Source organism: Novosphingobium sp., assembly GCF_049240505.1.
Taxonomy (GTDB): domain Bacteria; phylum Pseudomonadota; class Alphaproteobacteria; order Sphingomonadales; family Sphingomonadaceae; genus Novosphingobium.
The window spans coordinates 1-7,114 of record NZ_JBMLSM010000050.1 but is presented as its reverse complement, the minus strand read 5'-3'; the positions used below and the strand labels follow the sequence as shown (position 1 = coordinate 7,114).

At 62.9% G+C, this 7,114-nt stretch carries 9 protein-coding genes; 5 read left to right on the top strand and 4 right to left on the bottom strand.

Annotated elements, in window-relative coordinates; genetic code table 11:
* A partial coding sequence (locus ACOVQ0_RS04595; RefSeq protein WP_421880699.1) for a hypothetical protein occupies window positions 1-264 on the top strand: 264 nt, incomplete at its 5' end.
* 160 nt (window positions 265-424) lie between these two features.
* On the opposite strand, the gene map is transcribed toward ACOVQ0_RS04595, so the two are convergent.
* Complete coding sequence (gene map / locus ACOVQ0_RS04590) at window positions 425-1,255, bottom strand: type I methionyl aminopeptidase (protein ID WP_206066065.1); 831 nt, start codon at window positions 1,253-1,255, stop codon at window positions 425-427.
* A gap of 56 nt (window positions 1,256-1,311) precedes the next feature.
* Entirely contained in the window at window positions 1,312-2,112 is an 801-nt protein-coding gene (locus tag ACOVQ0_RS04585; protein WP_421880696.1) for a DUF4163 domain-containing protein, read from the bottom strand.
* Window positions 2,113-2,163: 51 nt separating this feature from the next.
* On the opposite strand from ACOVQ0_RS04585, the gene ACOVQ0_RS04580 reads away from it, so the two are divergent.
* The 3 genes from ACOVQ0_RS04580 to argC all read left to right on the top strand — a co-directional run bounded on the left by ACOVQ0_RS04580 (window position 2,164) and on the right by argC (window position 4,912).
* Window positions 2,164-3,549 (top strand): leucyl aminopeptidase family protein, encoded by a 1,386-nt coding sequence (locus ACOVQ0_RS04580; RefSeq protein ID WP_421880693.1) that lies wholly within the window; start codon window positions 2,164-2,166, stop codon window positions 3,547-3,549.
* Window positions 3,550-3,632: 83 nt separating this feature from the next.
* Window positions 3,633-3,986: an SH3 domain-containing protein gene (locus ACOVQ0_RS04575; RefSeq protein ID WP_421880690.1), complete on the top strand. Its 354-nt coding sequence runs from the start codon at window positions 3,633-3,635 to the stop codon at window positions 3,984-3,986.
* Window positions 3,983-4,912 (top strand): N-acetyl-gamma-glutamyl-phosphate reductase, encoded by a 930-nt coding sequence (gene argC / locus ACOVQ0_RS04570; protein ID WP_421880688.1) that lies wholly within the window; start codon window positions 3,983-3,985, stop codon window positions 4,910-4,912. Before ACOVQ0_RS04575 ends, argC begins: the two co-directional genes overlap by 4 nt.
* Window positions 4,913-5,093: 181 nt before the next feature.
* Here the strand turns inward: argC and ACOVQ0_RS04565 are convergent, their stop codons facing one another.
* Window positions 5,094-5,411 carry a 2Fe-2S iron-sulfur cluster-binding protein gene (locus ACOVQ0_RS04565; protein WP_421880685.1) on the bottom strand — a complete coding sequence of 106 codons (318 nt, stop codon included), beginning with the start codon at window positions 5,409-5,411 and terminating at the stop codon, window positions 5,094-5,096.
* A gap of 138 nt (window positions 5,412-5,549) precedes the next feature.
* On the opposite strand from ACOVQ0_RS04565, the gene ACOVQ0_RS04560 reads away from it, so the two are divergent.
* The gene (locus ACOVQ0_RS04560; RefSeq protein WP_421880683.1) at window positions 5,550-6,167 is read left to right on the top strand and encodes a DNA-3-methyladenine glycosylase family protein; all 618 of its coding nucleotides are present in this window, start codon (window positions 5,550-5,552) and stop codon (window positions 6,165-6,167) included.
* 127 nt (window positions 6,168-6,294) lie between these two features.
* On the opposite strand, the gene ACOVQ0_RS04555 is transcribed toward ACOVQ0_RS04560, so the two are convergent.
* Window positions 6,295-7,114 (bottom strand): sodium/proton-translocating pyrophosphatase (locus tag ACOVQ0_RS04555; RefSeq protein ID WP_421880681.1); only part of this gene is annotated, 820 nt, incomplete at its 5' end.

The following is a 7,114-nucleotide window of genomic DNA, read 5'->3' as shown; positions in this document are numbered from 1 at the left end:
GAAGGGCTTGATGATCGCTTCGACCTTTTTCACGTCGTTCAGACCCCTGCAACGCAGGCCGGCGCGCCCGCGTGGAGCGAACCGGCATATTGTACCCGTGTGTTGGACACGACATTACAAGAATCGTGCCACCTGATGTCACAATCCACTAGGCCATCGCGCTGCATCGCGAAAGCCGTAAAATCAGGGGTCCGGCAAGATTTGAATCGAATGCGCAAGCGATCCATGCGCAAGATTGCGCAGGCTTGTTCAAATCGTGCATAAATTTTGCGCAGGGCCTGCCTGTTTTTTGGGCAGAAATCATTTCGCCAAACGCTTCGTCGTTGCGAGGAGCAAAGCGACGAAGCAATCCAGAGCGTCTTGCATCATGGCTCTGGATTGCTTCGCTTCGCTCGCAATGACGAGCCGGAAATGGGGCCATGTATCAGGCGTCGTAAGGCGGCTTGTGCAGCCCCTTGGTGCTGAGCGTGAAGATTTCACAGCCATCTTCAGTGATACCGATCGAATGTTCGAACTGGGCTGACAACGACCGGTCGCGCGTCACTGCCGTCCAGCCATCGTCTAGGATCTTCACGGCGGGCTTGCCGAGATTGATCATGGGTTCGATCGTGAAGAACATACCGGGCTTGAGTTCCGGGCCGGTTCCGGCGCGGGCGGCGTGGATCACTTCGGGCGAATCGTGGAACAGGCGGCCCAGCCCGTGGCCGCAAAATTCGCGCACAACGCCGTAGCGCTGCTTTTCGGCGTGGGCCTGAATCGCTGCGCCGATATCACCAAGGCGCGCGCCGGGGCGGGCCTTTTCGATGCCGATCATCAGGCATTCGTGCGTCACATCGACCAGACGGCGGGCCTTCAATGGCACATCGCCAACCAGGTACATGCGGCTGGTATCGCCATGCCAGCCATCGAGCAGGGGGGTGACATCGATATTGACGATATCGCCGTCCTTCAGCGTCTTTTCCGACGGGATGCCGTGACAGACGACGTGGTTGATCGAAATGCAGCACGAATGCGCATAGCCGCGATAGCCAAGCGTTGCCGGGATGGCGCCTGCGTCCAGCGTCATCTGGCGGACCACATCATCCAGATGATCGGTCCGAACGCCGGGCACGACGAGCGGGGCGAGCGCATCGAGGATATCGGCGGCGAGGCGGCCCGCCTTGCGCATCCCTTCGAACCCGGCAGGGCCGTGGAGCTTGATCGTCCCGTCGCGCATCAGGACATCGTGGTCTTCGACAATCATGTATTCGGTCATGGACCCCATCTAGCGACCTTCGCGGAAAATTGCGAGATGCTGGCAGCGGGGATGTTTCATCCAGCGACGAAAGTGGCTTTGAATTCAGGGCGAACGGCGTCGAGCACCTTTTGCGTGACGGGCAAAGTTACCTCGTAATCGCCCTCCACATAGGGTCCGGCGGAATAGGGCGGCACGAGCACGCCGATGCGGTCGAAGGCCTTGCCATTGGAGGAGCCGAGGATGACCGTCTGTTCTAGCGGGTCGATGCACTCGTTGAATTCGGTAATTCCGCCCAGTTCCTCGCCCTGCCGCTTCTTCGCGCGCTGGCGGTCCAGTTCCTTGCAGAAGGGCGCGCGGATGGCCGCTGTCAGCGCCGCTTTCGATGTGAACAGGTCCACCGGATTGCGGCGCTTGCCCGCGATCCTGTCCCACAGCACGGTGTCGAACACATAGTTGGGATGCGCGCCGCCGCTGTAGGTGCCGACCAGTGTTGACAGGCTGAGCCACGCGGGGAGGTCAGTCACGACCTTCCATTCCACGCTGTAGCTGTAGGGATTGAACGGGAAGCCGCTTTCCTTCGCCAGTTTCCTGCCTTCTTCGGCTTCGGTCTTCAGATCGCGGCGGGATTTTTCCAGTTCGGCATCGAGGATCGCCTTGAGGGCCGGAACCGCGCCTGCGCTGGCGGGATAGGAATAGGAGAAGTCGTAAGTGTCGTTCTCTTCGTCAACCTCGCGCGCGGTGACGGGCGTTTGTGCAGGAGGTTGTGGTGCGGATGGTGCGGCAACAGGCGTTTCGCTGGCGGTTGCAGTCGGTTCGTCCTCCCTTACCGAACAGGCGGCCAAGGCCAGAAACGACACCATCAGGACTGCACGCATCCAACATTTCCTCTCGCCACAAACCGCGCTCTGGGCCATGTATTTCGCAACATGACCGACAGACACGCGCTGATCCAGCCTGATCGCGGCCAGCAGGCCATTGCCCTTCACCTTGTCGACAAGGCGACGCTGCCCGACTTTCTGAAAAGCCTCAACGGCGCGCAGCGTTCCACGATTGCTGCGCAGAAGTTCGAAGGTGGCGGTTATGAACACGCCATCGTGCCCGATGGCGACGGGTGGTTTGCTGTGGCGGGCGTGGCCAATGTGGCGGAGCTTTCATCATGGTGCATGGCCAAGCTGGCAGATGCGCTGCCGGGTGGCACCTATCGCCGTGCTGGTGGGGGAGAGCCGGGCAAGGCGCTGCATGGCTGGGTGACGGGGCAGTATCGCTTTGACCGCTACCGCAAGGATGCCAGTGAGGCGGAGCCACGCATCCTGCTTACCAAGGACGTGGCATTGATCGAGCCGGCGCTGGCGGAGGCTGCTGCGGTGCTGATGGTGCGCGATCTGGTCAATACGCCCGCTGAGGACATGGGGCCACTGCAGCTTGAGGCCGAGGTCCGGGCGCTGGCGAAGCGGTATCATGCCGAAGTCCACGTCGTTTCGGGCGATGCGCTGGAGCGGGACTATCCGATGGTTCATGCCGTGGGCCGCGCAGCAGCCCGCAGCCATGCGCCGCGCCTGATCGAGATGGAGTGGGGCGATCCCAAGCATCCGCGTGTGGCCATCGTGGGCAAGGGCGTGTGCTTCGATTCGGGCGGGCTGGATATCAAGCCATCGTCGGGCATGGCGCTGATGAAGAAGGACATGGGCGGCGCGGCCCACGCCATCGCGCTGGCAGGCCTTATCATGGCGCTGGATCTCAAGATCAGGCTGCATCTGATTGTCCCGGCGGTGGAAAATGCGATTTCGGCCAACGCTTTCCGTCCGGGGGATATTCTGCGTTCGCGTGCAGGGCTTTCGGTCGAGGTGACCAACACCGATGCCGAGGGGCGGCTGGTGCTGGGCGATGCGCTGACCCGCGCCTGCGAGCTGCAGCCCGAACTGGTGATCGATTTTGCTACACTTACCGGCGCGGCGCGTGTGGCGCTTGGCCCTGATCTGCCTGCCATGTTTGCCCGGACCGATGCCACGGCAGAAGATTTGCTGCGCGCTGGACTGGAACGAGATGACGCCTGCTGGCGATTGCCTTTGCACGATGGCTATCGCGAATACCTGAAATCAGACGTTGCCGACCTGCAGAATTCGCCGTCCAACGGCTTTGCAGGCGCGAGTGTTGCGGCGCTGTTTCTGGACAGGTTTGTGGGCGAAGGCATTGATTGGGCACATTTTGATACCTTCGCGTGGCGGCCCGTGGCAAAGCCGGGGCGGCCAAAGGGCGGGGACGCGCTGGGCCTGCGGGCGGCGTGGGGGCTGCTCAAGGTGCGCTATGGCTGAAATGATGCTTCATGCAGCATAGCTTGCCTGATAGCGCCGAGGCGGCTAATCGCCCCGCTTTCCTGCTGCGGAGACATCCAGAATTGACCGTCGAAGCCATGCCTCTTTCCGTTGACGTGCCAACCGGCCAGCTTGCGCTCGTGCGTCCGGCTGACCGTTCGGACAAGCCGCATCTGCCGGTGCGTGGCGATCTGGCGCATATCGGCCTCGCCGGGCGATACTTCGTGCCGCACTATGCCGTGCCGATGCCGCACACTGTGAAAGCGGCAAGCGTGCTGCGCAGCGCAGGCAAGCCTGATGGCGAGGAACTGCGCGCATTGCGCGCGGGCGAAATTTTCGATGTGCTGGATATCGCAGGCGGTTGGGCCTGGGGACAGGCGCAGGCTGACCAGTTGGTCGGCTACGTCGAATTTGCGCAACTGGAGCCGCAGGCATGACCACTTCGGTCTTCATCGATGGTGCAGCGGGCACCACGGGCCTTGAGATTGCCGATCGGCTGGCGGGCCGCAGCGAGTTCACGCTGATCGCGCTCGACGATGCGCGGCGCAAGGACGATTCCGCGCGCGCTGAAGCCATCAACGATGCCGATGTGGTGATCCTGTGTCTGCCCGATGACGCTGCGCGCGATGCCGTGGCGATGATCCGCAACGATCGCACCAAAGTGATCGACGCTTCGACCGCGCACCGCGTGGCCGATGGCTGGACCTATGGCTTTCCCGAACTTGTCGGGCGTGAAACGGTGGCGGAGGCCAAGCGGGTTTCAAACCCTGGCTGCTATCCCACGGGTTTCCTCGGCCTGCTGGCGCCGCTGGTGCACAACGGGCTGCTGCCTTCGGCGTGGCCATATACCTGCACGGGCGTTTCCGGTTATTCGGGAGGCGGCAAGGCGCTGATCAAGCGGTTCGAGGATGACCGCGATATCGCATGGCGCGGCTATGGCCTGAGCTTCGGGCACAAGCATGTGCCCGAAATGCAGCGCTATGCGGGCCTCGCCATTGCGCCGCTGTTCAGCCCCGCAGTGATTCCCGCCCATCGCGGCATGGTGGTGGAAGTGCTGCTGCCGCTGGGCGTGATGCCGGGCAATGTGCCTGCCGAATTGCTGCGCGCGGCGCTGACGCAGTTCTATGGCGAATCGAAGATCGTCACCGTGGCGCAGGATGCTCCGGCTGAGGGCGAAATGCTGCTGCGTGGTTCGATGGAGCCGTGGGACGGTCTGAAGCTGCATGTGATGGGCAGCGAAGACGGCGAACAGGCGCGATTGGTCGCGGTGCTGGACAATCTCGGCAAGGGGGCAAGCGGCGCTGCGGTGCAGACGTTGAACCTGATGGCCGGGCTGGACGAGACGGCGGGCTTGCGGGTTTAAGGCTGGAATGCCCCGGCGTCCCCGCGAAGGCGGGGACCTCAGGAGGTTTACGCCGCGGTTCCGTAAACGGCACGAGGCCCCCGCCTTCGCGGGGGAGCAGCGTTGTTTGGTTGGATCACATGAAAAAGGCCCGCGCTCCATCTGGAGGCGGGCCTTTTTCATTGCGCCAAGGCGCAGGAAATCAGTCTTCCGGGGCGATCGTCACGCGCAGACCATCAAGATCGCCGGTGATCTGCACCTGGCACGACAGGCGCGAGGTTTCGTTGCGGTGGTCCGAGCTGTCGAGCAGGTCGTTCTCGTCTTCGCTCATCGGCGCAACCTTGTCGGCAAAGGACGGGTCGATATAGACGTGGCACGTGGCGCACGAGCAGCAGCCGCCGCACAGCGCGAGCAGTTCGTCAAAACCGTTGTCGCGGATGGCTTCCATCACCGAAAGGCCTGCATCGGCCTCGACCGTCTTTTCTTCACCAGCACGATTGACAACTACGATCTTCGGCATCGTCCGTTCTCCAAATGCGGCGAAGGGCCATACGCGCCCAAACAACGCCCCCTGTTCGCCTTTGGACGGGGCTGCTATCGCGCGATTTCGGCTTTGGCAACTGCCGATCCGGCCAAAACACTGTTGCGGAGAAATAGGGTGGGGCTTTCAGGCGAGGCTATACGCGAGGGGCTGGATTTCATTTCCGAGCGCAACCCGGCACTGGCTTCGGCCATTTCGCGCGTCGGTTACCCGGAACCGCGCATCCGGGCGACGGGATATGGCACGCTGCTGCGCACCATCGTGGGCCAGCAGGTGAGCGTGGCGGCCGCAGCATCGGTGTGGAACAAGCTGGAGGCGCTGCTGGGCGAGGATATGCCGCCGCACGATCTGCTCGCCGCCGATTTCGATTCGCTGCGCGCCTGCGGGCTTTCGCGGCAGAAGCAGGGCTATGCACGTTCCTTGTGCGAACTGGTGGTTTCGGGCGAACTCGATCTGGATGCCTTGCCTGAAGATGACGAGGCGGCGATTGCCGAACTGGTGAAGATCAAGGGCATCGGGCGCTGGTCTGCCGAAATCTACCTGCTGTTCGCCGAAGGGCGCCCGGACATCTGGCCCGCTGGCGATCTGGCGGTGCAAGTGGGGCTGGGCAAGTTGCTGGGGCTTGAAGAGCGACCGAGCGAGAAGGAAACCCGCGCGCTGGCGGAAAGCTGGCGGCCGCATCGCGGAGCTGCGGCGATCTTCACTTGGCATTGCTATAACAATCCCGCGTTGTGAGAACGGCTGATCGGTCAGCTGTGACATAGAAAAACCCCGCCCGGATTGCTCCGGGCGGGGTCTCCTCTCCCCAACTTGCGGGTTACGGGTGGGTTAGCCCACCGCGTTGCTTGCCCCAAAGCAGGCGTTAGCCTGCGGCATGACTTGCCAGTGCTGCAAGAAGCAGCAGCGCGACGATATTGGTGATCTTGATCATCGGGTTTACGGCAGGACCGGCGGTGTCCTTGTAGGGATCGCCTACGGTGTCACCCGTGACGGCAGCCTTGTGGGCATCGCTGCCCTTGCCGCCGTGGTTGCCGTCTTCGATATACTTCTTGGCGTTGTCCCACGCGCCGCCGCCTGATGTCATCGAGATGGCGACGAACAGCCCGCCGACGATCACGCCGAGCAGCAATGCGCCAAGAGCCGCAAAGCCGTTGGCCTGCCCGCCGACCGCCGCGATCACGAAATAGACCGCGATGGGAGCGAGGACCGGGAGCAGCGAAGGAATGATCATTTCCTTGATCGCAGCCTTGGTCACGAGGTCCACGGTGCGAGCATAGTCGGGCTTGGACGTGCCTGCCATGATCCCGGCGTTTTCGCGGAACTGGTCACGCACGTCGACCACAACGTCACCGGCGGCGCGGCCGACGGCGGTCATACCCATTGCACCGAACAGGTACGGCAGGAGCGCGCCGAGCAGCAGCCCGACGATGACATAGGGGTTTTCGAGGCTGAAGCTGACCGCAAGGTTCGGGAAGAACTCCTTGAGGTCGGTGGTGTAGGCGGCGAACAGCACCAGCGCGGCGAGGCCCGCCGAGCCGATCGCGTAGCCCTTGGTGACCGCCTTCGTGGTGTTGCCGACCGCGTCGAGCGGGTCGGTGATGTCGCGCACCGAGTCCGGCATCTCGGCCATCTCGGCGATGCCGCCGGCGTTGTCGGTGATCGGGCCGTAGGCGTCGAGCGCG

Bases quoted from the DNA above. Each gene is read 5' to 3' on its own strand.
- map (WP_206066065.1), bottom strand. From the start codon at position 1,255: ATGACCGAATACATGATTGTCGAAGACCACGATGTCCTGATGCGCGAC.
- ACOVQ0_RS04580 (WP_421880693.1), top strand. From the start codon at position 2,164: ATGACCGACAGACACGCGCTGATCCAGCCTGATCGCGGCCAGCAGGCC.
- ACOVQ0_RS04565 (WP_421880685.1), bottom strand. From the start codon at position 5,411: ATGCCGAAGATCGTAGTTGTCAATCGTGCTGGTGAAGAAAAGACGGTC.
- ACOVQ0_RS04585 (WP_421880696.1), bottom strand. From the start codon at position 2,112: ATGCGTGCAGTCCTGATGGTGTCGTTTCTGGCCTTGGCCGCCTGTTCG.
- argC (WP_421880688.1), top strand. From the start codon at position 3,983: ATGACCACTTCGGTCTTCATCGATGGTGCAGCGGGCACCACGGGCCTT.